This is a genomic window from Micromonospora sp. NPDC050686, from assembly GCF_040654475.1.
GTDB lineage: Bacteria > Actinomycetota > Actinomycetes > Mycobacteriales > Micromonosporaceae > Micromonospora.
Genome location: NZ_JBFAID010000001.1, coordinates 287,142 through 308,995 on the forward strand (window position 1 = coordinate 287,142; position 21,854 = coordinate 308,995).

23 protein-coding genes are annotated in these 21,854 nt (G+C 74.6%); 9 read left to right on the forward strand and 14 right to left on the reverse strand.

Annotation, left to right across the window (positions count from 1 at the left end; all coding sequences use genetic code 11):
* Positions 1-9: 9 nt before the first annotated feature.
* On the forward strand, positions 10-1,191 hold the full coding sequence (locus tag AB0H57_RS01310) for an acetoin utilization protein AcuC (RefSeq protein WP_357501470.1): 1,182 nt from the start codon (positions 10-12) through the stop codon (positions 1,189-1,191).
* A 25-nt stretch (positions 1,192-1,216) separates the two neighbouring features.
* The gene (locus AB0H57_RS01315; RefSeq protein ID WP_357501471.1) at positions 1,217-3,772 is read left to right on the forward strand and encodes a GNAT family N-acetyltransferase; all 2,556 of its coding nucleotides are present in this window, start codon (positions 1,217-1,219) and stop codon (positions 3,770-3,772) included.
* 78 nt (positions 3,773-3,850) lie between these two features.
* Here AB0H57_RS01315 and AB0H57_RS01320 read toward each other — a convergent pair whose 3' ends face one another.
* The 4 genes from AB0H57_RS01320 to sigB all read right to left on the reverse strand — a co-directional run bounded on the left by AB0H57_RS01320 (position 3,851) and on the right by sigB (position 6,214).
* The gene (locus AB0H57_RS01320) at positions 3,851-4,258 is read right to left on the reverse strand and encodes a VOC family protein (protein WP_357501472.1); all 408 of its coding nucleotides are present in this window, start codon (positions 4,256-4,258) and stop codon (positions 3,851-3,853) included.
* Between the two features lie 10 nt (positions 4,259-4,268).
* Positions 4,269-4,757: an SRPBCC family protein gene (locus AB0H57_RS01325; RefSeq protein WP_357501473.1), complete on the reverse strand. Its 489-nt coding sequence runs from the start codon at positions 4,755-4,757 to the stop codon at positions 4,269-4,271.
* Positions 4,754-5,101 carry a metalloregulator ArsR/SmtB family transcription factor gene (locus AB0H57_RS01330; protein WP_357501474.1) on the reverse strand — a complete coding sequence of 116 codons (348 nt, stop codon included), beginning with the start codon at positions 5,099-5,101 and terminating at the stop codon, positions 4,754-4,756. Before AB0H57_RS01330 ends, AB0H57_RS01325 begins: the two co-directional genes overlap by 4 nt.
* Before the next feature lie 117 nt (positions 5,102-5,218).
* On the reverse strand, positions 5,219-6,214 hold the full coding sequence (gene sigB / locus AB0H57_RS01335; protein ID WP_357501699.1) for an RNA polymerase sigma factor SigB: 996 nt from the start codon (positions 6,212-6,214) through the stop codon (positions 5,219-5,221).
* Between the two features lie 243 nt (positions 6,215-6,457).
* Here sigB and AB0H57_RS01340 point away from each other — a divergent pair, with 243 nt between their 5' ends.
* The gene (locus tag AB0H57_RS01340) at positions 6,458-7,246 is read left to right on the forward strand and encodes a sporulation protein (RefSeq protein WP_357501475.1); all 789 of its coding nucleotides are present in this window, start codon (positions 6,458-6,460) and stop codon (positions 7,244-7,246) included.
* Between the two features lie 115 nt (positions 7,247-7,361).
* On the opposite strand, the gene dtd is transcribed toward AB0H57_RS01340, so the two are convergent.
* Together dtd and AB0H57_RS01350 are read right to left on the reverse strand one after the other, a co-directional pair.
* Positions 7,362-7,784: a D-aminoacyl-tRNA deacylase gene (gene dtd, locus AB0H57_RS01345; RefSeq protein ID WP_357501476.1), complete on the reverse strand. Its 423-nt coding sequence runs from the start codon at positions 7,782-7,784 to the stop codon at positions 7,362-7,364.
* The gene (locus AB0H57_RS01350; RefSeq protein WP_357501477.1) at positions 7,784-9,268 is read right to left on the reverse strand and encodes a methyltransferase; all 1,485 of its coding nucleotides are present in this window, start codon (positions 9,266-9,268) and stop codon (positions 7,784-7,786) included. Before AB0H57_RS01350 ends, dtd begins: the two co-directional genes overlap by 1 nt.
* A 217-nt stretch (positions 9,269-9,485) precedes the next feature.
* Here AB0H57_RS01350 and AB0H57_RS01355 point away from each other — a divergent pair, with 217 nt between their 5' ends.
* On the forward strand, positions 9,486-10,676 hold the full coding sequence (locus AB0H57_RS01355; protein WP_357501478.1) for a S8 family peptidase: 1,191 nt from the start codon (positions 9,486-9,488) through the stop codon (positions 10,674-10,676).
* A gap of 63 nt (positions 10,677-10,739) precedes the next feature.
* On the opposite strand, the gene AB0H57_RS01360 is transcribed toward AB0H57_RS01355, so the two are convergent.
* The 4 genes from AB0H57_RS01360 to AB0H57_RS01375 all read right to left on the reverse strand — a co-directional run bounded on the left by AB0H57_RS01360 (position 10,740) and on the right by AB0H57_RS01375 (position 15,122).
* Positions 10,740-11,093, reverse strand: coding sequence for a hypothetical protein (locus AB0H57_RS01360; RefSeq protein ID WP_357501479.1), 354 nt, complete (start codon positions 11,091-11,093; stop codon positions 10,740-10,742).
* A 296-nt stretch (positions 11,094-11,389) separates the two neighbouring features.
* Entirely contained in the window at positions 11,390-12,460 is a 1,071-nt protein-coding gene (locus AB0H57_RS01365) for an ABC transporter ATP-binding protein (RefSeq protein WP_357501480.1), read from the reverse strand.
* Positions 12,460-14,061, reverse strand: a complete 1,602-nt coding sequence (locus AB0H57_RS01370) for an iron ABC transporter permease (protein ID WP_357501481.1) — start codon at positions 14,059-14,061, stop codon at positions 12,460-12,462. The genes AB0H57_RS01365 and AB0H57_RS01370 overlap by 1 nt, the downstream gene beginning before the upstream one ends.
* Before the next feature lie 2 nt (positions 14,062-14,063).
* Entirely contained in the window at positions 14,064-15,122 is a 1,059-nt protein-coding gene (locus AB0H57_RS01375; protein ID WP_357501482.1) for an iron ABC transporter substrate-binding protein, read from the reverse strand.
* Between the two features lie 143 nt (positions 15,123-15,265).
* Between AB0H57_RS01375 and AB0H57_RS01380 the strand changes: the two genes are divergently transcribed.
* Positions 15,266-15,841, forward strand: a complete 576-nt coding sequence (locus tag AB0H57_RS01380; RefSeq protein ID WP_357501483.1) for an HhH-GPD-type base excision DNA repair protein — start codon at positions 15,266-15,268, stop codon at positions 15,839-15,841.
* Positions 15,842-15,925: 84 nt separating this feature from the next.
* Here the strand turns inward: AB0H57_RS01380 and AB0H57_RS01385 are convergent, their stop codons facing one another.
* Both AB0H57_RS01385 and AB0H57_RS01390 read right to left on the reverse strand, forming a co-directional pair.
* Positions 15,926-16,234: a hypothetical protein gene (locus AB0H57_RS01385; protein WP_357501484.1), complete on the reverse strand. Its 309-nt coding sequence runs from the start codon at positions 16,232-16,234 to the stop codon at positions 15,926-15,928.
* Between the two features lie 13 nt (positions 16,235-16,247).
* Positions 16,248-16,535 (reverse strand): hypothetical protein, encoded by a 288-nt coding sequence (locus AB0H57_RS01390; protein ID WP_357501485.1) that lies wholly within the window; start codon positions 16,533-16,535, stop codon positions 16,248-16,250.
* 93 nt (positions 16,536-16,628) lie between these two features.
* Between AB0H57_RS01390 and AB0H57_RS01395 the strand changes: the two genes are divergently transcribed.
* Positions 16,629-16,985, forward strand: coding sequence for a DUF3099 domain-containing protein (locus tag AB0H57_RS01395; RefSeq protein WP_357501486.1), 357 nt, complete (start codon positions 16,629-16,631; stop codon positions 16,983-16,985).
* 28 nt (positions 16,986-17,013) lie between these two features.
* Here the strand turns inward: AB0H57_RS01395 and AB0H57_RS01400 are convergent, their stop codons facing one another.
* Both AB0H57_RS01400 and AB0H57_RS01405 read right to left on the reverse strand, forming a co-directional pair.
* Positions 17,014-17,910, reverse strand: a complete 897-nt coding sequence (locus AB0H57_RS01400) for a carbohydrate kinase family protein (protein WP_357501487.1) — start codon at positions 17,908-17,910, stop codon at positions 17,014-17,016.
* Complete coding sequence (locus AB0H57_RS01405; protein ID WP_357501488.1) at positions 17,907-18,839, reverse strand: pseudouridine-5'-phosphate glycosidase; 933 nt, start codon at positions 18,837-18,839, stop codon at positions 17,907-17,909. Before AB0H57_RS01405 ends, AB0H57_RS01400 begins: the two co-directional genes overlap by 4 nt.
* 94 nt (positions 18,840-18,933) lie before the next feature.
* Here AB0H57_RS01405 and AB0H57_RS01410 point away from each other — a divergent pair, with 94 nt between their 5' ends.
* The 3 genes from AB0H57_RS01410 (at position 18,934) to AB0H57_RS01420 (ending at position 21,776) form a co-directional block, all read left to right on the forward strand.
* Entirely contained in the window at positions 18,934-19,158 is a 225-nt protein-coding gene (locus AB0H57_RS01410) for a DUF3039 domain-containing protein (RefSeq protein ID WP_357501489.1), read from the forward strand.
* Between the two features lie 40 nt (positions 19,159-19,198).
* Positions 19,199-19,849: a TRIC cation channel family protein gene (locus AB0H57_RS01415; RefSeq protein WP_357501490.1), complete on the forward strand. Its 651-nt coding sequence runs from the start codon at positions 19,199-19,201 to the stop codon at positions 19,847-19,849.
* Positions 19,850-20,042: 193 nt separating this feature from the next.
* On the forward strand, positions 20,043-21,776 hold the full coding sequence (locus AB0H57_RS01420; RefSeq protein ID WP_357501491.1) for a DEAD/DEAH box helicase: 1,734 nt from the start codon (positions 20,043-20,045) through the stop codon (positions 21,774-21,776).
* The last annotated feature ends 78 nt before the right edge of the window (positions 21,777-21,854 follow it).

Sequence of the window (21,854 nt, forward strand, 5' to 3'; positions counted from 1 at the left end):
GATGGCCGCATGTCCGACGACACGGTGGTGGTGTGGGACGAGTCCCTGCTGACCTACGACCTGGGTGACCATCCGCTCAACCCGGTCCGGGTGGAGCTGACCATGGCGCTCGCCCGCGAGCTGGGGGTCCTGCAACGCCCCGGGGTCCGGCTGGTCAAGCCGGAGCCGGCCGACGACGCGACGCTGATCCGGGTGCACCACCCCGGCTACCTGGCGGCCGTCCGGGCCGCGCCGCGCGACCCGCTCTTCGCCGGGTACGGCCTGGGCACCTCGGACAATCCCGTCTTCGACGGCATGCACGAGTCCAGCGCGCTGATCGCCGGGGCGAGCGTGGCCGCCGCCGAGGCGGTGTGGCGGGGCGAGGCCCGGCGGGCGGTCAACGTGGCCGGCGGCCTGCACCACGCGATGCCGGACCGGGCCGCCGGGTTCTGCGTCTACAACGACCCGGCGGTGGCCATCGCCCGCCTGCTCGACCTCGGCGCCGAGCGGATCGCGTACGTGGACGTCGACGTGCACCACGGCGACGGTGTGCAGCAGGTCTTCTGGAACGACCCGCGGGTGCTCACGGTCAGCCTGCACGAGACCCCGCTGGCGCTCTTCCCGGGCACCGGGTTCCCGGACGAGACGGGCGGGCCGGGCGCCGAGGGGACCGCCGTGAACGTGCCCCTGCCCCCCGGCGTCGGCGACCCGGGCTGGCAGCGCGCCTTCCACGCGATCGTGCCGTCGGTGCTGCGGGCGTTCCGGCCGCAGCTGCTGGTCACCCAGTGCGGGGCCGACGGGCACCGGCTCGACCCGCTGGCCGACCTGCACCTGTCGGTGGACGGGCAGCGGGCCACGTACCGCGCGCTGCGGGCGCTGGCCGACGAGCTGTGCGACGGCCGCTGGGTGGCCACCGGCGGGGGCGGGTACGCGCTGGTCGAGGTGGTGCCCCGGGCCTGGACGCACCTGCTGGCCGTGGCCACCGGCGACCCGGTCGACCCGGCCACGCTGACCCCGCCCGCCTGGCGTGAGCTGGCGCAGCGGCGGCTGCCCGGCCGGGAGGTCCCGCTGCGGATGACCGACGACGTCGACCCGGCGTACGAGCCGTGGCAGCCGACCGGCGAGCCGAACGCGGTGGACCGGGCCATCGCGGCCACCCGCAAGTCGGTCTTCCCGCTGCTCGGGCTCGACCCGCACGATCCACGCGACTGAGCCGGCGGTGGGGGAGGACCGACCGGTGACCATCGTCGACCAACCGGTGGACGTGTTGCTCAGTGACGGCACGACGGTCCAGCTGCGACCGATCCGCCCCGACGACGCCCCGGCCATCGTGGCCATGCACTCGCGTTTCTCGGAGCGCACCCGCTACCTGCGCTACTTCTCGCCGTACCCGCGCATTCCGGAACGGGACCTGCGCCGGTTCGTGCAGGTCGACCACCGCGACCGGGAGGCGTTCGTGGTGCTGGCCGGCGACCGGATCGTCGCCGTCGGCCGGTACGAGCGGCTCGGCCCGCAGTCGCCGGAGGCCGAGGTGGCCTTCGTGGTGGAGGACGCCTACCAGGGCCGGGGTATCGGCTCGGTGCTGCTGGAGCACCTGGCCGACGCGGCCCGCCGGTACGGCATCGTGCACTTCGTCGCGGAGGTGCTCCCGGCCAACGGGGCGATGCTGCGGGTCTTCGCCGACTTCGGCTACCAGGTCCAGCGCCAGTACGCCGACGGTGTGGTGCACCTGAGCTTCCCGATCGCCCCCACCGAGGCCACCCTGGAGGTGCAGCGCGGCCGGGAGCACCGCACCGAGGCGCGTTCGATCGCCCGGCTGCTCGCCCCGCGCGCCATCGTCGTGTACGGGGCCAGCGCCACCGGCCAGGGCGTCGGCGCGGCGGTCCTGGGTCACCTGCGGGACAGCGGCTTCACCGGGTCGATCGTGCCGGTGCACCCGACCGCCCCGGTGGTGGCCGGGCTGCCCGCGTACCCGTCGGCGGCGGCCGCCGGGATCGCCGTCGACCTGGCCGTGGTGGCGGTGGCACCGGAGGCGGTGACCGAGGTGGTGGCCGACGCGGCGACGGCCGGCGCGCACGGCCTGGTGGTCATCTCGGCCGGCTTCGCCGAGTCGGGCCCGGAGGGGGCGGCCGCCCAGCGTGCGCTGGTCCGGGCCGCGCACCGGGCCGGCATGCGGGTGGTCGGCCCGAACTGCCTCGGCGTCGCCAACACCGACCCGGCGGTACGCCTCAACGCGACCCTCGCCCCGGTGCTGCCGGCCCCCGGCCGGGTGGGGGTGTTCAGCCAGTCCGGCGCGTTCGGGGTGGCCCTGCTGGCCGAGGCGTCCCGGCGCGGGCTCGGCCTGTCCAGCTTCGTCTCGGCCGGCAACCGGGCCGACGTCTCCGGCAACGACCTGCTCCAGTACTGGCAGGACGACCCCGGCACCGACGTCATCACGCTCTACCTGGAGACCTTCGGCAACCCGCGCAAGTTCGCCCGGCTGGCCCGGCGGATCGGCCGGAGCAAGCCGGTGGTGGCGTTGGCGTCGCTGGCCCGGCCGGTGGGGGTGGGCGAGGGCCCGGCCCTGGACGCCGCCGCGGTCAGCGCGCTCTTCGCGCAGTCCGGCGTGATCCGGGTGGACACCGTCGCCGAGCTGCTCGACGTCGGGGTGCTGCTGGCCGGTCAGCCGTTGCCGGCGGGCCGCCGGGTCGCCGTGGTGGGCAACTCCTCGGCGCTGACCGGGCTGGCCGCCACCGCCTGCGCCGCCAACGAGCTGACCGTGGCGGTCGGGTACCCGCGCGACGTCGGCCCGCGCGCCGGCGCCGCGGAGTTCGCCGCCGCGCTCGCCGGGGCGGCCAATGACGACGAGGTGGACGCGGTGGTGGCGGTGTTCGCGCCGCCGCTGCCCGGCCAGCTGACCGACTCCGAGGGCGACTTCACCGCCGCGCTGCCCGACGCGGCGACCGCGGGCAAGCCGGTGGTGGCGACGTTCCTGGCCGGGCGGGTGCCGGCGGGCGTGCCCGCGTACCCGAGCGTGGAGGAGGCGGTGCGGGCGCTGGGCCGGGTCGCCACGTACGCCGACTGGCTGCGCCGCCCGCCGGGTGGGCTGCCCGCGCTGGACCGGGTCGACGCGGCGGCCGGGCAGGCGGCGTTGCGCGCCGACGGCGGCGACGTGGCGGCGCTGCTGCGGGCGTACGGGATCGACGTGGTGGCGTCGGTGCCGGCGGGCTCGGCCGACGAGGCGGTGGCCGCCGCGCAGCGGCTCGGCTGGCCGGTGGCGGTCAAGGCCGCCGCCCCGGGCCTGCGGCACCGCCTCGACCTGGGCGCGGTCCGCCTCGACCTGGCCGACCCGCCCGCCCTGCGCCGCGCGTACGCCGAGATGGCCCCGGTGTTCGGCGCGGACTTCCTGGTCCAGCCGATGGTCCCGCCCGGGGTGGCCTGCGTGGTGGAGGTGCGGGAGGATCCGGCGTTCGGGCCGGTGGTCGGGTTCGGGCTGGGCGGTGTGGCCACCGAGCTGCTCGGCGATCGGGCCTGGCGGGCGGTGCCGCTGACCGACCGGGACGCCGCCGAGCTGGTCGACGAGCCGCGGGCGGCGCCGCTGCTGCGCGGGCACCGGGGCGCCGCGCCGGTGGACCGGGCGGCCCTGGCCGACCTGCTGGTACGGGTCGGCCGGCTCGCCGACGAGCAGCCCCGGGTGCGCGCGCTGACGTTGAACCCGGTGCTGGCCCGCCCGAACGGCCTCGCCGTCCTGCACGCCACCCTCAACACCGGTGTCGAGGCGTCCCGCCCCGACACCGGCCCCCGCCGCCTGTAAGGCGGGGCCCCCGCTCAACGCTTTCTGCATAGGCGGGGCCCCGCTTACCACCCGCCCCGCGGAACGGGCCGACGGGCGTCAGGGCCGGCTGGAGATCTGCTGGACCGCCCAGCCGTTGCCGTCCGGGTCGGTGAAGAAGACGAAGCCGACGTTGTCCAGCGGGTGCGGCACCGGGCGCGGATTCTGGCCGACCACCTGGATCTCGCTGACCGTCACGCCCCGTTCGACCAGTTCGGCGCGGGCCTTCTCCAGGTCGGGCACCACCAGTTGCAGCCCCTTGAGCGAGCCGGGCGGCATCTCCGGCACCGCACCCCGGCCGATCACCACGGAGCAGCCGGAGCCCGGCGGGGTGAGCTGCACGATGCGTACGTCGTCGCCGATGCGGGTGTCGTGGTCGACGGCGAAGCCGAGCCGGTCGGCGTAGAACTCCTTGGCCCGGTCCACGTCGGAGACCGGCACCACCACCACTTCCAGGGTCCAGTTCACGGGCTTCCTCCTATGTCGTCGGTGTGGCGAGCAGCTCGGCGAGCCGCGTGAAGCTTTCCGAGACGCCGCGGGCCATCGGGTACCGCAGCACCCGGTCGCGCCCCTGCGCCGTGGCGTACCGCAGGGTGGTGGTCACCGTGGTCTGCCCGACCAGCTCGGTGAAGTCGTGGCTGACCAGCGTCTCGCCCGGGTACGACTGGTCGTCGAAGACCTCCGTGCAGACCAGCCGCCGCGGCGGGTCGACCTCGCGGTAGACGCCGCCCTGGCCCATCCGGGCGCCGTCCGGCCCCGCCGACACGAACCGCCAGCGCCCGCCCACCCGCAGGTCCACCTGGCAGTCGACCAGTTGCCAGCCGCGCGCGCCGTACCAGCGCGGCAGCAGGTCGGGGCGGGTGAACGCGGCGAAGACCAGGTGCGCGGGGGCGTCGAAGATCCGGCTGAGCACGATCTCCCGGTCGCCGGGGGTGTGCACCACGAGTGGGTCGTCCCGGCCGGTCACCCGGTCGTCCCGTCGCCGGTGCGCTGGAGGTCGTCGAGCAGTGCGTCGAGGCGCTGGTAGCTCTCCGCCCAGTAGTCGCGGTAGTCGACCAGCCAGGCCAGCGCGTCGCGCAGCGGCCGGGCCTCCAGCCGGCACGGCCGGCGCGGGCCGTGCCGGCGGCGGCTGACCAGGCCCGCGTCCTCGAGCACGCGCAGGTGCTTGGAGACGGCGGGCTGGCTGATGGGGAAGGGCGCCGCCAGTTCGGTCACCGTCGCCTCGCCGGCCGCCAGCCGGGCGAGGATGGCCCGCCGGGTCGGATCGGCCAGCGCCGCGAAGGTCGCGTCCAGCGCCTCGGTGCCCACCATTCATAACCTCCTGGTTTCATAACCAGTTGGTTCCTATCGTGCCGCGCTGTCGTGGTCAAGGCCGACATGGCGTGGGGCCCCGGCGAATCGCCGGGGCCCCGCACGCGAACCACCCCTTTAACAGGCGTACGCCTCCAGGCGCTGCGCGTGCTCCGGGGTGCGCAGCTTGAGCAGCGTCCCCTTCTCGATCTGCCGGATCCGCTCCCGGGACAGGCCGAACTCCTTGCCCACCTCGTCCAGGGTGCGCTGGCGGCCGTCGTCGAGCCCGAACCGGAGCCGGATCACCGCCTGCTCCCGCTGGGACAGGGTGGCCAGCACGATCCGTACCTCGTTGCGCAGCTCGCCGCCGTCCCCCGCCTCCTGCCGCGGGTCCGCCGCGGCGACGAAGTCACCGAGTGCGCTCTCGCCGTCCTCGCCGACCGCCTGGTCCAGGCTGACCGGCTCCCGGTCGTACGAGATCAGCTCGATGACCTGGAACTCGGGCACCTCCAGCGCCTTGGCCACCTCGGCGACGGTGGGCTCCCGGCCCAGCGTGACCGCCAGGTCGCGGCGGGCCCGCACCATCCGGTTGACCTGCTCGACCATGTGCACCGGGATGCGGATGGTGCGGGCCTGGTCGGCCATGGCGCGGGTGATGGCCTGGCGGATCCACCAGGTGGCGTAGGTGGAGAACTTGTAGCCCTTGGTGTAGTCGAACTTCTCCACCGCGCGGATCAGGCCCAGGTTGCCCTCCTGGATCAGGTCCAGGAAGGCCATGCCCCGGCCGGTGTACCGCTTCGCGATGCTGACCACCAGCCGCAGGTTCGCCTCCAGCAGGTGGTTCTTGGCGGCCCGGCCCTCGGCGGCGATCAGTTCCAGGTCGGCGCCCAGTTGGGCGGAGACCGGGGTGCAGGTGCTCAGCTTCTCCTCGGCGAAGAGGCCGGCCTCGATCCGCTTGCTCAGCTCCACCTCCTGGGCGGCGGTGAGCAGCTTGGTGCGGCCGATTCCGTTCAGGTACGCGCGGACCAGGTCGGTGGAGACGCCGCGCTCGTCAATGGCGTCCAGATCGGTCAGGGCCTCGGTTGCGGTGTGGCCGTCGACGGCGACGCTCGGGCCCGACTGGTGCTCGATCATCTGCAGGACCATCTCAGTTTCTCCCCGTGTCCACGTTCGGTGGCGCTCACCGGGTCCGCGTCGCGTGCCGACGTGGGTGCGCCCGATGAGAACAGCTTCCCGTGCCGGGCGTGAGACGGGAGTGAGGCGATCGGGGAACCGACAGCAATCCGGGCGGAAAAGCGGGAGAAGTCTCGCCCGCCGTGGTTACGGTGCCAGCGGTGGGCCCGCCGATCGGCGTACCGCTAGGCGACGGAGGACGTGGTGGTGTTCAAGCGGCTCAGGCAGGCGATGGGGGTGGGTGGCCCGTCGGTCGAGACCGTGCTGGCCGACCCGAGCTGCCGGCCGGGCGGCCAGTTGGCGGGCCGGGTGCGGGTGACCGGCGGGGATCATCCGGTCGACGTGTCGTACCTGGCGCTGGGTCTGGTCACCCGGGTCGAGGTGGAGAGCTCCGAGGCCGAGTACGACACCGACCAGGAGTTCGGCCGCCAGCAGGTGACCGGGCCGTTCCGGCTGGCGCCGGGGCAGCGCCACGACGTGCCGTTCCGCTTCGCCGTGCCGTGGGAGACGCCGCTGACCGAGATGTACGGGCGGCACCTGCCCGGCATGACCATGGGGCTGCGTACCGAGCTGGAGGTGGCCCGCGCCGTCGACCAGGGCGACCTGGACCCGGTGGCGGTGCATCCGCTGCCGGCGCAGGAGCTGCTGCTGGACGCGCTGCTGCGGCTGGGCTTCCGGCTCGCCGGGGCCGACGTCGAGCGGGGCCACCTCTACGGCGTACGGCAGGGCCTGCCGTTCTACCAGGAGATCGAGTTCCACCCGGCGCCGCGGTACGCCCGCACGCTGAACCAGCTGGAGGTCACCTTCGTCACGGATCCGCAGCAGGTGCAGGTGGTGCTGGAGATCGACAAGCGTGGCGGTCTCTTCACCGAGGGCCGGGACACCTTCGGCCGGTTCACCGTCGACCACGCCACCGCCCACACCCAGGACTGGACCACCCACCTGGACACCTGGATCCGCCAGTCCCTCTCCCGCCGCGGCCTCCTCTCCTGACCGCCGGCCCGGATGGCCGCGTTGATCAAGGAGTTTGCGTCAGGAATCCGGCGTGAGCCGACGCAAACTCCTTGATCAACGCTCAGGGAACGGGAACGGGAACGGGGGTGGGTGGTCAAAGGTCCAGGAGGAGGGTGCGGGGGCCTATGTTGACGCTCTCGACGAGCATGTGGGTGCGGAAGCGGCCGGTCTCGACCTTGGCGCCTCGGGCGCGCAGCGCCTCGACGACCGCGGTGAACAGGGGTTCGGCCAGCTCGGCGGGGGCCGCCTGGGTCCAGCTCGGGCGGCGGCCCTTGCGGGCGTCGCCGTAGAGGGTGAACTGGCTGACCACCAGAACGGGCGCCCCGGTGTCGGCGGCGCTGCGCTCGCCGTCCAGGATGCGCAGCTCGTGGATCTTGCGGGCCATGGTCTCCGCGACCTGCGGGGTGTCCGCGTGGGTCACCCCGAGCAGCACCAGCAGGCCGTCGCTGATCTCGCCGACCACCTCGCCGTCGACGGTGACGGCGGCCCGGCCGACCGTCTGCACCACCGCCCGCATCAGCCGCGCACCGGCTCGATGAAGCCGCGCTCGACCAGGTGCGCCACGATCGGGCCGGCCGCCTCGGCCAGTTCCTCCGGGGCCACGTCGTGGGCGGCGGCGAGCAGCGCCAACTGGTCCCGCAGGGCCAGCCGGCCGTCCGCCCCGCCGACCAGGGAGAGCACCAGCGGGTCGATCTCCTCGGTCCAGCGCAGCCCGTGCGGCATGGCGAGCACCTGCCGGTCCACCGCCCAGCCCTCGTCGCCCATGGTGGCCTCCTGCCGCAGCTGGAGCCCGTCGGCCGCCCGGTAGCGCGCGGCGAGCAGCGCGTCGGTGTCGCGTACCCGGAGGAAGTCCTGGCGGTCGAACCAGGCGGCGATCCGGTCGCCCATCGGCGGCTCGACCCGCTGGCGCAGGTCCTCCACCCGGACCACCGGGTCGGCGTGCCCGCCGCGGCGCAGCGAGACGATGCCGAACCCGATCGCCTCGACCTTGTGCGCGTCGAACCAGTCCAGCCAGGCCGCCATCCGGTGCGGGTCGGGCGCCTCGCCGACGTCGGTGAGCCAGAGGTTGACGTACGCCATCGGGTCCGCGACCTCGCGCTGGACCACCCAGGCGTCCAGCCCGGTGCCGGCGAACCAGCCGGCCACCCGCTCGCCCCAGTCCTCGCCGGCCACGTGCACCCAGTTGGCCAGGTACTGCATGGTGCCGCCCTCGGTGAGCAGGCCCGGCGCGGCGGCGGCCAGCTCGGCGCCGATCGCGTCGCCGACCCGGCCGGAGTCCCGGTAGACGTGGGTGGTGGTGCCCGGGCCGACCACGAACGGCGGGTTACTCACCACCAGGTCGAAGCGGCGCCCGGCGACCGGGGCGACCAGGTCCCCGCGCAGCAGCTCCCAGTCCTGGCCGTTGAGGGCGGCGGTGGTGGCGGCGAAGCGCAGCGCCCGCTCGGAGACGTCGGTGGCGGTCACCCGCCGCGCGTGCGTGGCCAGGTGCAGCGCCTGCACGCCGGAGCCGGTGCCCAGGTCGAGCGCGGTCTCCACCGGGCGGCGGACGGTCGCGCCGATCAGCGTCTGGGTGGCGCCGCCGATGCCGAGCACGTGCTCGGCGTGCAGCGGGCGACCGGGGCGGGCGCTGGCTGGCACGTCGGCGAGCACCCACCAGTCGTCCGCGTACGGCTCCAGGTCCAGGCCCATCCGCAGCCCGTCGCCGTGCCGCTCGACCAGCCCCGCGGCGAGCGCCTCGTCCAGCGGCAGCGGGGCCAGCGCGGCGGCCACCGCCGCCGCCGGTTCGGTCTGCTCGCAGATGAAGACCCGGATCAGCGTGCCGAGCGGGTCCCGGTCCTCGGTGGCCCGCAGTGCGGCCCGGAAGTCGTTGCGGGCCACCCCGCCGGTGGCCTGCGCGCCGAGCCGGCCGGCGATGCCGTTCGACGTGTAGCCCGCCTCGGTCAGCGCGGTGCGCAGCGCGTCGACGCCGGCGGGGGAGAGCAGCATGTCGTGTCGGTCCACGTCGCCATCCTGCCTGCCGGACCGCCTCCGCCGACCGGCACCCGCGACATCTGCCCTCTCAGCTAAGGAAATTGAGGCTCATCCCTTTCATGTATGTCGATGGCTAGCTAGAGTCTCCGGCAATGTTCGTGACAGGGGCATCCGGCGGCCCCCAGTCCGTCCGGGTGTGCCGGTAGGGAGTCTGACGATGTCCGTTGTGCCCGTACCCCGACGTCGCGTGATCCGCGCACTCGCGGTGGCGGCTGCCGCCGCAGCCGTCTCCGCCGCCGCCTCCACCCCCGCCCTGGCGGCACCCACCGGGGAGATCCGGGGAGCCGCGGCCCCCAACGCCATCAGCGGAAGCTACCTGGTCGTCCTGCGCAGCGACGCGGTCGGCACGGTGAACAGCCGCGCCGCGCGCGACGGCGTGCCGACCCGGGCCGCCGGCCTCACCAAGCGGTACGGCGGCACCGTCGCCGCGACCTACAGCGCCGCGCTCACCGGCTTCGCGGCGAAGATGTCGGAGCAGCAGGCCCGCCGGCTCGCCGCCGACCCGGCTGTGGCGTACGTCGAGCAGGACCAGGTGCTCACCGTCCAGGCCACCCAGACCAACCCGCCGTCCTGGGGGCTGGACCGGATCGACCAGCGCAACCGGCCGTTGAACAACTCCTACACCTACCCGAACACCGCCTCGAACGTGCGGGCGTACATCATCGACACCGGCATCCGGACCACCCACAACGACTTCGGCGGCCGGGCGACCTGGGGCACCAACACCGTCGACGGCAACAACACCGACTGCAACGGCCACGGCACCCACGTCGCGGGCACCGTCGGCGGCTCGGCGTACGGCGTTGCCAAGGGTGTCCGGCTGATCGCGGTGAAGGTGCTCAACTGCTCCGGCAGCGGCAGCACCACCGGCGTGATCAACGGCGTCAACTGGGTGACCGCCAACGCGGTGAAGCCGGCCGTGGCCAACATGAGCCTCGGCGGCGGGGCCAGCACCACGCTGGACAACGCGGTGACCAACTCGATCAACTCCGGCGTGACGTACGCGGTGGCGGCGGGCAACTCCAACGCCAACGCCTGCAACTCGTCGCCGGCCCGGGCCGCCGCCGCGCTCACCGTCGGCGCCACCACCAGCACCGACGCCCGCGCGTCCTACTCCAACTACGGCACCTGCCTGGACATCTTCGCGCCCGGCTCGTCGATCACCTCGGCGTGGTACAACAGCAACACCGCGACCAACACCATCAGCGGCACCTCGATGGCCAGCCCGCACGTGGCCGGCGCCGCCGCCCTGGTGCTCGGCGCCAACCCCTCCTACAGCCCGTCCCAGGTGGCCAGTGCCCTGACCGGCAACGCCACCACCGGCGTGGTGACCAGCCCCGGCACCGGCTCGCCGAACCGGCTGCTCTTCGTCAGCTGACGCGACACACCCCGGGCGCGGCCCGGTGGGCGGCACTGCCGTCCGCCGGGCCGCCTCCCGGGGTCAGTCGATCGATCGACAGATGGCGAGGGTGTCCAGTCGCCGCGTGTAGTGCTCCGCCAGGGCCTCGAAGCAGCCCCGCGTGTCGGCTGACGTCGCCGTCCATGCCTCGCGGAGCCGGTCGACCGCCTCGGCGACGACCTCCGCCGTACCGTCGGGGTCGGCACCTGCGCGCTCCGCCAGCCTGCGGAAGTGATCTGCGGTGATGGCGGACGGGACGGTTTCGCTGGCCAGGCTGAGCGCCAGCGGTGACCAGCGGTAGGACGAGTAGAACGACAGCGAATGAAAGTCGTAGACGGGGGTCAGCCGGGGAGTGCGGCCGTCCGACGTCGGCGATCTGGGCGAAGTCCTCCACATGGACCCGACCCTCGGCCGTGCGGTCGAATCGATCCGGCATTTTTACGATCCACCAGCCACCGTTACCGCTCACCGGGATGGCGAGCCGGTCCGCGGCAACCGAGAACTTGAGTTGCACACCGCCCAGTGAGTGTTGGAGCGGATGGTCGAGGTCCTGATCGTGGTCGGGAGGGGCTCGCGGCCTCTCCAGACTCGGCACGGCCCACCTCTCTCCGACGACCATCCGAGACTAGCGAACTCCGACCCGAGGGTGGGCCAGGCGCGTCCCGGGCGGCCCGGCTCGGGCCGGCGGGCGGTCACCCGACCGGGATGGCCGGCAGGTCGATCGGGCTCGGCGGCGCCGGCCAGGCCCGCGCCGCCCCGTCCACCTCGACGGCGACCTCGGCGCCGACCGGGACCGGTTCCCGCTCGGCCCAGACCCGGGCGGTGATCCGGGTGCCGTCGGCCAGCCGGAGGGCGACCAGCGCGTCGTGGCCGTGGAAGTCGTGCCGCAGCACCGTGGCGGCCACCGCGCCCGGCTGCGCGACGGGCACGATGCGTACCTGCTCGGGGCGGACCAGCACGGTCACCGGCCCGTCCGGCGCGGCGCCGGTGATCGGCAGCGAGCCCAGCGGGGTGGCGGCCCGGCCGGCGTCGGCCGTCGCCGGCAGCAGCACCGCCTCGCCGACGAACCCGGCCACCCACTGGTCGGCCGGCTCGCGGTAGACCGCGGTCGGCGTGCCGGCCTGCACCACCCGGCCGGTGCGCAGCACCACCACCCGGTCGGCCACCGAGAGCGCCTCGCCCTGGTCGTGGGTGACCAGCACCGCGGTCGCCCCGTCGGCGCGCAGCGCCTCCCGGATGTCGTGCCGCAGCCCGGCGCGCAGCCCGGCGTCGAGCGCGCTGAACGGCTCGTCCAGCAGCACCAGCGACGGCCGGGGCGCCAGCGCCCGGGCCACCGCGACCCGCTGCTGCTGGCCGCCGGAGAGCTGGTGCGGCATCCGGTTGCCGTACCCGGCGAGGCCCACCAGGGCCAGCACCTCGTCCACCCGGTCGCCGCGCCGCGCCGACCGGTCCAGCCCGTAGCCGACGTTCGCGGCGACGCTCAGGTGCGGGAACAGCGCGCCCTCCTGCGGCACCACGGCGATCCGCCGCCGGTGCGCCGGCACGTGCCGCCCGCCTCCGGCGACCGGGCGGCCGTCCAGCCGGATCTCCCCGGCGTCCAGCCGTTCGAAGCCGGCCAGGCAGCGCAGCAGGGTGGTCTTGCCGCAGCCGGACGGGCCCAGCACGGCGGTCAGCTCGCCGGCCGGGACGGTCAGGTCCACCCCGTCCAGGGCGGCGACCCGGCCGTACCGCTTGACCACGCCGGTGAGCACGACCTCGCTCATCACCGATCCTCCTTGTCCAGCAGGCCGCTGCGGGCCACCAGCAGCCAGGTCGGCACCGCCGAGATGGCCACCAGCAGGGCGGCGTACGGGGCCGCCGCCGCGTACGCGCCGACCCCGGTGTGCGTCCACAGCTCGGTGGCCAGGGTGTCGGTGCCGGTCGGGCGCAGCAGCAGGGTGGCGGGAAGTTCCTTCATGCAGCTGAGGAAGACCAGCGCCGCGCCCGCGCCGACGGCGGGCAGGGTCAGCGGCAGGGTGACCGTGCGCAGCACCGTCCACGGTCCACGGCCCAGCGAGCGGGCCACCTCCTCCAGCCCGGGCGGGGCCTGGGCGGCGGCACCGGCCACCGCGCCGACCGCCAGCGGCAGGAAGAGCGTGCCGTACGCCAGCGCCAGCAGCCACGGCTTCTGGTACAGCGGGTACGCCACGGTGATGCCGAAGAAGATCAGCGACAGCCCGATCACCACGCCGGGCAGCGCGTGGGCGAGGTACGCCAGCCGGTCCAGGGCGGTGGCCAGCGGACCCGGCGCGCGGGCGGTGAGCAGCCCCAGCGGCAGTGCGAGCAGCATGGTCAGCGCGGCGCCGGCCAGCGAGAAGCCCAGCGAGTTGCCGGTCGCGGCGAGCACCTCGGTGAGCGCGCCGGGGCGGGACACCCCGCTGGCCAGCCGCCGGCCCAGGCTGACCGCCGGCACGCCCAGCGCCAGCGCGGCGACGCCGAGCAGCCCGGCCAGGGCCGGCCAGCGGGCCGCGCCGAGGCGCAGCCGGGCCGGTGGCCGGCGGGTGCCCCCGAGGCGGGCGTACCGGGCGCCGCGGCGGCGGGTGAGCGTCTCGCCGGTCAGCAGCAGCACGGTCAGCGCCACCAGCACGCAGGAGAGCACCAGCGCGCCGGTGCGGTCGAACCCCAGGTCGAAGGCGATGAAGATGGCCCGGGTGAAGGTGTCCGCACGCAGGATCGACACCGCGCCGAAGTCGGAGAGCACGTAGAGCGCCACGAGCAGGGCGCCGGCCGCGGTGGCCGGCCGGATCTGGCGCAGCGTCACGTCGGTGAAGGTGCGCCAGCCGCCCCGGCCGAGCGAGCGGGAGACCTCCTCCTGGGCGGCGTCCGCGCCGCGCAGCGCCGCGGCGACCGGCAGGAAGACGTACGGGTAGGAGCAGAGGGTGAGCACCAGCGCGGCCGGCCAGAAGCCTTCCAGGCGGTCCACGGTGGAGACCCAGGCGAACGCGGCGATGTAGGTGGGCACGGCCAGCGGCAGCGCGGCGAGCACCGCGAAGGCCCGGCGGCCGGGCAGGTCGGTGCGGGTGACCAGCCACGCGGCGGCCACCCCGAGCAGGACGCAGGCGACGGTCACCACGGCGGCCAGGCCGAGGCTGCGCAGGGCGAGCAGGCCGACCCGCTCGGTCCACAGCTCGTCGACGATCCGGCCGGCGCCCGCCTCGGCGGTGCGTACCCCGAGGTAGACCAGCGGGACCAGGGCCACGGCGACCGCGGCGGCCGACGCCGCGAGCAGCGCCGGGCGGGGCGCCAGCCGCCGCCACCCCCCGCGTACGCGGAAGCGGGCCGGCCCGGTCCGGGCCGGCCCTGCGCCGATACGGGTGGTGGTCATGCTCAGGGCACCAGGCCGGAGTCCTTGATCAGCGCGATCGTGGCGTCCAGGGTGTCCAGGTCGTTCAGGTCGATGTCCGGGCTGTCCAGGTCGGCCAGCGGCGGCACGCCGGCGGGCCCGGCGACCCCGTCGACGACCGGGTACTCGAAGGTCTGCTCGGCGAAGTACTTCTGCGATTCGGCGCTGAGCAGGAAGTCCACGAAGGCCCGGGTGTCCGGGTCCTCGGCGGAGCGCTTCAGCACGCCCACGCCGGCGACGTTGACCAGGGCGCCGGTGTCGCCGCCCGGAAAGAAGTGCAGCTTGGCCTTGAGCGCGTCCGGCGTGGTGCCCTGCTCCTTGGCGACCTCGCCCAGGTAGTAGTGGTTGACCAGGCCGACCGGGACGGTGCCGGCGTGCACGTCCTCGACGATCTTGATGTTGTTCTCCCGGATCTGCGGCTCGTTCGCGGCGAGGCCGGCCAGGAACTCCTTCGCCTTCGCCTCGCCGTGCTGCACCTTGATCGCGGTGACGAACGCCTGGAAGGAGGCGTTGGTCGGGGCGACGCCGATCTTGCCCTTCCACTTCGGGTCGGTCAGCTCGAAGACGGACTTGGGCAGCTCGGCGGCGGGCACGCTGTCCGCGTGGTACGCCAGCACCCGGGACCGGGCGCTCACGCCCACCCACTCGCCGCCGCGCGAGCGGTAGGTCTGCGGCACCTTCTCCACCGAGGCGGCGGGCAGGGTGGCGAACATCTTCCGCTTGGTCACCGCGCCGAGCGCGCCGGCGTCCTGGGCGAAGAACGCGTCGGCGGGGGAGCGGTCGCCCTCCTCGACCAGCTGGGCGGCGAGTTGGGCGGTGGTGGCGTACCGGGTCTTGACGGTGATGCCGGTCTCCTTCGAGAACCGGTCCAGCAGCGGCTTGACCAGCTGCTCGTTGCGACCGCTGTAGACGGTGATGGTCTTGTCGCCGGGCTTGCCGGGGTCGGCGTTCTCCGTCCCGCCGGAGCCGCAGGCGGCCAGGCCGAACGAGAGCAGTCCGGCGGCGACCAGCGTCGCGGTGGACCTGCGGGCGGAGACGGGCACGGCGGCACTCCCTCGGCGGCGGCGGGCGGTCCCGGTCGACCACCTCCGGGAGAAGTTAGCACAGCCTAACCTCACCCATAAACGCGAGGTCGGCGCCGGGGCGCCGACGCGGTACGGCGGGCGGCGCCGGGCAGGATGGAGCCATGACGCTCTCGCTGCCCATCGACCCCGAGGCCAACCGGCTGCTGGAGCGCAGCCCGCTGGCCCTGCTCACCGGCATGCTCCTCGACCAGCAGATCCCGATGGAGAAGGCGTTCTCCTCGCCGTACGTGCTCGCCCAGCGGCTGGGGCACGACCCGGACGCCCGCGAGCTGGCCGGGTACGATCCGGAGGCGCTGGTCGCGGTCTTCGCCCGGCCACCCGCCCTGCACCGGTTCCCCAAGGCGATGGCGGCCCGGGTGCAGGAGATGTGCCGGGTGCTGGTCGACCGGTACGACGGCGACGCCGCCGCGCTCTGGGCCGGGGTGAGCGACGGCCGGGAACTGCTGCGCCGGATCGGGGAGTTGCCCGGATTCGGCCGGCAGAAGGCGCAGATCTTCGTCGCCCTGCTCGGCAAGCGCTACGACGTGCGGCCGGAGGGCTGGCGGGAGGCCGCCGGCGGGTACGGCGAGGAGGGCGCCCACCGGTCGGTCGCGGACATCACCGACGCGGACTCGCTGCGCCGGGTGCGCGAGTTCAAGCAGGCGGCCAAGGCGGCGGCGAAGGCCGGCAAGGGCTGACCGCGCGCGGTCGGGACGGCCGCGCTCAGGCGGCGGTCGGGCGGGGCCGGGCGGGCCGGCTCCCGGGCCCGGGGGCAGGCCGGCTCAGGCGGCCGTCGGGCGGGACAACGCCGCCAGCGCCCGGCGCACGTCGGCCAGGGAGACGGTGGCCGAGTCGTCCAGGTCGGCCAGGCCGGCCTCGATCCACTGCCGCATCAGGGTGGTGACGCCGATGCCCCGCGCGTCGGCCGCGGCGCGGACCCGCTCGTACGTCTCCAGCGGCAGGCGCACCGAGCGGCTGACCATCGGCACGTCGGTGTCGGGCGTCGGCAGCTCCGCCGGCTGGCTCTCGTCGATCAGCTCGGCGAGCGCGTCGCCGCCGTGGAACCGCTTGGTCGCCTCGGCCCGGTTCATCGTGACCGCCTCCTCATCGGCGTGCTCTCCGCACGGCCTCGTCGTAGCGCTTGGCCTCGACCTCGGTCAGCTCCCGGGCGGAGAGGACGTCCCAGTCGTTGTCGATGCCGTCGGCCTCGGCGAGCAGCACGGCCAGCCGCCGGCCGCGGCGGGCGGCGGCGTAGACCACCATCACGTCGTCGCCCAGGTGCCGGATCACCCGTCGCGTGCTGTGCAGCGCCTCCCAGACCTCACCCGGTGTGACGTCGTAGACCCGAAGGTTGCCCAACGCCTCGTCGGTGAAGCTGAACCGGCTGCCCACGAGCGGAGCGTACCACGCACGTAACACGGACGAATGTCGCCGATCAACCGCCTTGAGTGACAGGATAGGGCTGATCCCTAAAGGAGGCCCGTGGTGAAGCGTCAGGAGTACCAGCCGATCCTGATCACCGATGCCGCGCGCAGCCAGGACGATCAGCTCACCAGCCGGCAGAAGCGGTACGTGCTGATGATGGGCGTCCGGGTCGGCTGCATCGTGGTCGGCGCCGTCCTGGTCGGCCTGCGGCCGCCGCTGCTCTGGCTCTGGCTCACCCTGTGCGCCCTGGGCATGGTGCTGATTCCCTGGCTGGCGGTGCTGCTGGCCAACGATCGCCCGCCCAAGGAGGAGCACCGCCTGGCCGGCCGGTTCCAGCCGCGCCGGCGCGACGACAGCCCGCCGATGTCGCTCACCGCGGAGGAACGCCCGCACAAGGTCATCGACGCCGAGCCCTGACCGGCCCCCGCCCGAGGGGGACGGGGGCTCAGGCCGCCGGCCGGGCGCCGACCGTGGTGACGGCGAGGGCGCCCAGGTCACCGGCGCGGTCCAGGGCGGTGCGCCGGTCCGCCCCGGCGAGCCAGGCGGTGAGCAGGCCGGCGGCGAAGGCGTCCCCGGCGCCGGTCACGTCGACGGCCACCACCCGGCGGGCCTCGGCCGTGACGACCGGCCCCGACCGGTCCACCCAGAGCGCGCCCGCCGCGCCCCGCTTGACCACCACCGCCCGGGCCGTCGCCGACAACGCCCGCGCCTGCGCCGCCGGGTCCAGCCCGCCGGCCAGCACCGTCGCCTCGTCGGTGTTGACCAGCAGCAGGTCGACGTCGCGTACCCAGGTCAGGAAGGCCGCCCCGACCCGCCGCAGCGGCGCCGCGGACGCCGCGTCGACGCTGGTGGTCAGGCCGCGCTCGCGGGCCGCGGCCAGGGCCCGCAGGCCCGCGCCGCGCGACGCGGCGTCCAGCAGGGTGTACGCGGACAGGTGCAGGTGGGCGGCGTCCGGCGCCGCCGCGAGGGCGCCGTCGACGTGCGCGGCGCTCAGCCGCAGGTTCGCGCCCCGTTGGCTGGCCATGGTCCGCTCGCCGTCGGTGGTCAGCACGATCACCGTGCCGGTCGGATAACCCTCGTGCCGGTCCACCGCGCAGCGCACGCCGGCCCGTTCCAGCTCGGCCACCCGGTCGCGGCCCGCCTCGTCGTCGCCGATCGCGCCGACCAGGGTGACGTCGGAGCCCTGCGCGGCGATCCAGGCGGCGGTGTTGGCCGCCTGCCCGCCGCCGCTGAACCGGATCCGGGCCGGGGTGTCCGATCCGGTCACCAGCGGCCCGGAGAGCATCGCCACCACGTCGGTGATGACGTCGCCGACGACGATGATGCGGCCGGGGTGGTTCATGCCGCGGTGGCGGTGCGCCGGGCCGCGGCTACCGCGATCCGGGCGGCCAGGTCGGCGTTGCGCAGGATGATCCGGACGTTCACCGCCAGGCTCGCCCCCTGCGTCGCGGCGTGGAAGTGGGCAAGCAGGAACGGGGTCACCGCCTTGCCGGTCACCCCGTCGCGTCCCAGCCGGGCCAACCCGTCGGCCAGGGTGCGGTCGTGCAGCGCCGGGTCGAGCTGCTCGTCGACGGGGAGCGGGTTGGCCACGATCAGCCCGCCGCGATGCACGCCCTGCTGGTCGCGGGCGGCCAGGACGTCGGCGACCTGCTCGGGCGAGTCGACCGACCAGTCCAGGTCGAAGCCGGCATCGGTGAGATAGAAGCCGGGGAAGCGCCGGGTCCGGTAGCCGAGCACGGCCACGCCGAGGGTCTCCAGCCGCTCCAGGGTGGCGCCCACGTCGAGGATCGACTTCACCCCGGCGCAGACCACCGCGATCGGCGTCCGGGCCAGGGTGACCAGGTCGGCCGACTCGTCGAAGGTCTGCGCCGCCTCCCGGTGCACCCCGCCGAGGCCGCCGGTGGCGAAGACCCCGATCCCGGCGGCGGCGGCCACCGCGCTGGTGGCGGCCACCGTGGTGGCGCCGTCCGCGCCGGTCGCGGCGGCCACCGCCAGATCGCGTACGGAAAGCTTGGCCACCCCGTCGGCGGTGGCCAGCCGGGTCAACTGGGCGTCGTCGAGGCCGACCACCAGCTCGCCGGCGACCATCCCGATGGTGGCCGGGACCGCGCCGGCGGCGCGTACCGCCTGCTCGATCTCGCGGGCGACCCGGAGATTGTCGGGACGGGGCAGGCCGTGCGAGACGATGGTGCTCTCCAGGGCCACGACGGGGCGGCCGTCGCGCAGGGCGGCGGCCACCTCGGCGCCGGGGCGGATGTGAAATCTGGTCATCTCCGTTACCGTACGGCCCGCCGTCGGTGGGTGCCTCCGGTGGACCCCGTCCGGACCGGCCTGTCAGACTGGAGAGTTGAAGAAGGTGGGAGGTGTGGCGGTGAGCACAGAGGTTCTCGAGCGTCCCGAGGTGAAGGACGCCGACACCGGTCCGGAGATGTTCCACTACGTCCGCAAGGAGAAGATCGCGGAGAGCGCCGTGATGGGCACCTACGTGGTCGCGCTCTGCGGCGAGACCTTCCCGGTCACCAAGGCGGCCAAGCCCGGCTCGCCGGTGTGCCCGAAGTGCAAGGAGATCTACGACTCCTGGACCGAATGATCGGGGGCGGCCCCGCCGGCCGCCCGCGTACCCTTCCTCGGTGACCACCTCGACCGCCCTGCTCGTCGCCGATCTGACCGGGGTGGCCGTGTTCGCCGCGTCCGGCGCCTCCGCGGCGGTGGCCAAGCGGCTGGACATCTTCGGCGTCGTCTTCGTCGGCGTGGTGGCCGCCCTCGGCGGCGGGATCTTCCGGGACCTGGCGATCGACGAGGTGCCCCCGCTCGCCTTCGGCGACTGGCGGTACGCGCTCACCGCGGCGCTCACCGCCGCCGCCGTCTTCTGGCTGCACCCCCAGTTCGCCCGGCTGCGCACCACCGTGCTGGTGCTCGACGCCGCCGGTCTCGCCCTGTTCACCGTCACCGGCACGCTCAAGGCGCTCGACGCCCACGTGCCGGCCGTCGGCGCCTGCATGATCGGCATGCTCACCGCGATCGGCGGCGGCCTCGGCCGCGACCTGCTCACCGGGGAGATCCCGGTGGTGCTGCGGCGGGAGATCTACGCGTTGGCCGCGCTGGTGGGCGCGATCGCCGTCGCCCTGCTGGACCAGGCCGGCCGGGCGACCACCGTTCCGCTCACCGCCGCCGCGGTGGGCGTCTTCCTGCTGCGCCTGGTCTCGCTGCGCCGCCGCTGGTCGGCCCCGGTGGCGACGCTGCGCCCGCCGCACACCGGGACGCCCGGCCCGCAGCCCTGACCCGTCGACCCGGTTCACCGCAAGTCGGGAGTGACGGATGTGACCAGCGTGGCGTCGCCTGGGCCGGACGGGCTCCGCTGGTTATGCTGAGTCGGCCTTCGCGGCAGCTTCTGCGCGGAGGCGTTTTCATGGGCGGCGGCACCCGTGGCCCTCGGCCCGGGTCCGCCAGGTGCGGTCGGAGAGGAGCCTTCGCGTGGCAGCCCGGACGCCGGTGCTCGAGACGTTTCCGGCCCTACGCGCCTGGCAGCGCCGGGCGCTGGTGGAATACCTGCGCCGCCGGACGGAGGACTTCACCGCCGTCGCCACCCCAGGCGCGGGCAAGACCACCTTCGCGCTGCGCATCGCCGCCGAGCTGCTCGCCGACGGCACCGTCGAGGCGGTCACCGTGGTCGCCCCCACCGAGCACCTGAAGTCCCAGTGGGCCGAGTCGGCCGCGCGGGTCGGCATCCAGTTGGACGCCGCGTTCCGCAACGCCGACCTGCACTCCGCCGCCGACTTCCACGGCGCCGTGGTGACGTACGCGCAGGTCGGGATGGCGCCGCAGGTGCACCGCCGGCGCACGATGACCCGGCGCACCCTGGTCGTCCTCGACGAGATCCACCACGCCGGCGACTCGCGTACCTGGGGGGACGGGGTCAAGGCGGCCTTCGAGCCCGCCGTACGCCGGCTGATGCTCACCGGTACGCCGTTCCGCTCCGACGACAACCCGATCCCGTTCGTCAGCTACGAGCGGGGCGGGGACGGGCTGCTGCGCTCCCGCGCCGACGCCGTCTACGGCTACGCCGACGCGCTGCGCGACGGGGTGGTGCGGCCGGTGCTGTTCCTGGCGTACTCCGGGGAGACCCGGTGGCGCACCAACGCCGGTGACGAGCTGGCGGCCCGGCTCGGCGAGCCGATGACCCAGGACCTGGTCGCCCAGGCCTGGCGGACGGCGCTCGACCCGGCCGGCGACTGGATGCCGCAGGTCCTGCGGGCGGCCGACGCCCGGCTGACCGTGCTGCGCAACGCCGGCATGCCCGACGCGGGTGGCCTGGTGATCGCCAGCGACCAGCAGAACGCCCGCGCGTACGCGAAGCTGATCGAGCAGGTGACCGGCGAGCGGGCCACGGTGGTGCTCTCCGACGACCAGGGCGCCTCCGCGCGGATCGCGACGTTCGCGGCGTCCGGGCAGCGCTGGCTGGTCGCGGTGCGGATGGTCTCCGAGGGCGTGGACATCCCCCGCCTGGCGGTCGGCGTGTACGCCACCAGCGCCAGCACGCCGCTCTACTTCGCGCAGGCCATCGGCCGGTTCGTCCGGGCCCGCCGGCCGGGGGAGACCGCCTCGGTGTTCCTGCCCAGCGTGCCGCACCTGCTCGGGCTGGCCAGCGAGATGGAGGCCGAGCGGGACCACGTGCTCGGCAAGCCCAAGGACCGCGAGGGCTTCGACGACGAGCTGTTGGCGCGTGCCCAGCGCGACGACCAGGCCAGTGGGGAACTGGAGAAGCGCTTCGCCGCGCTCTCCGCCACGGCCGAGCTGGACCAGGTGATCTTCGACGGAGCGTCCTTCGGCACCGCCGCGCAGGCGGGCACCCCGGAGGAGGAGGAATACCTCGGCCTGCCCGGGCTGCTCACCGCCGACCAGGTTTCCCTGCTGCTCAGCAAGCGTCAGGCCGAGCAGATCGCCGCCCAGCGCCGCCGGTCGGCCGCGCGGGCCGCTGAGCCGGCCGCTGCGGCCCCGACCCCGCCGCCCGCGCCGATGAGTGCCGCCCAGCGGCGGGTGGCCCTCAGGCGCCAGTTGAACGCGCTGGTGGCCGCCCAGCACCACCGCACCGGGCAGCCGCACGGCAAGATCCACGCGGAGTTGCGGCGGCTGTGCGGCGGTCCGCCGAGCGCCCAGGCCACCATCGAGCAGCTGGAGGAACGGATCGCCACCGTCCAGACGCTCTGACCCGCCTCGGGCTCTCGGTCGACGGGCGCGGGGCCGACCCTCGAACGTCGGAGCCGGGCGCGGGGCCGACCCTCGATG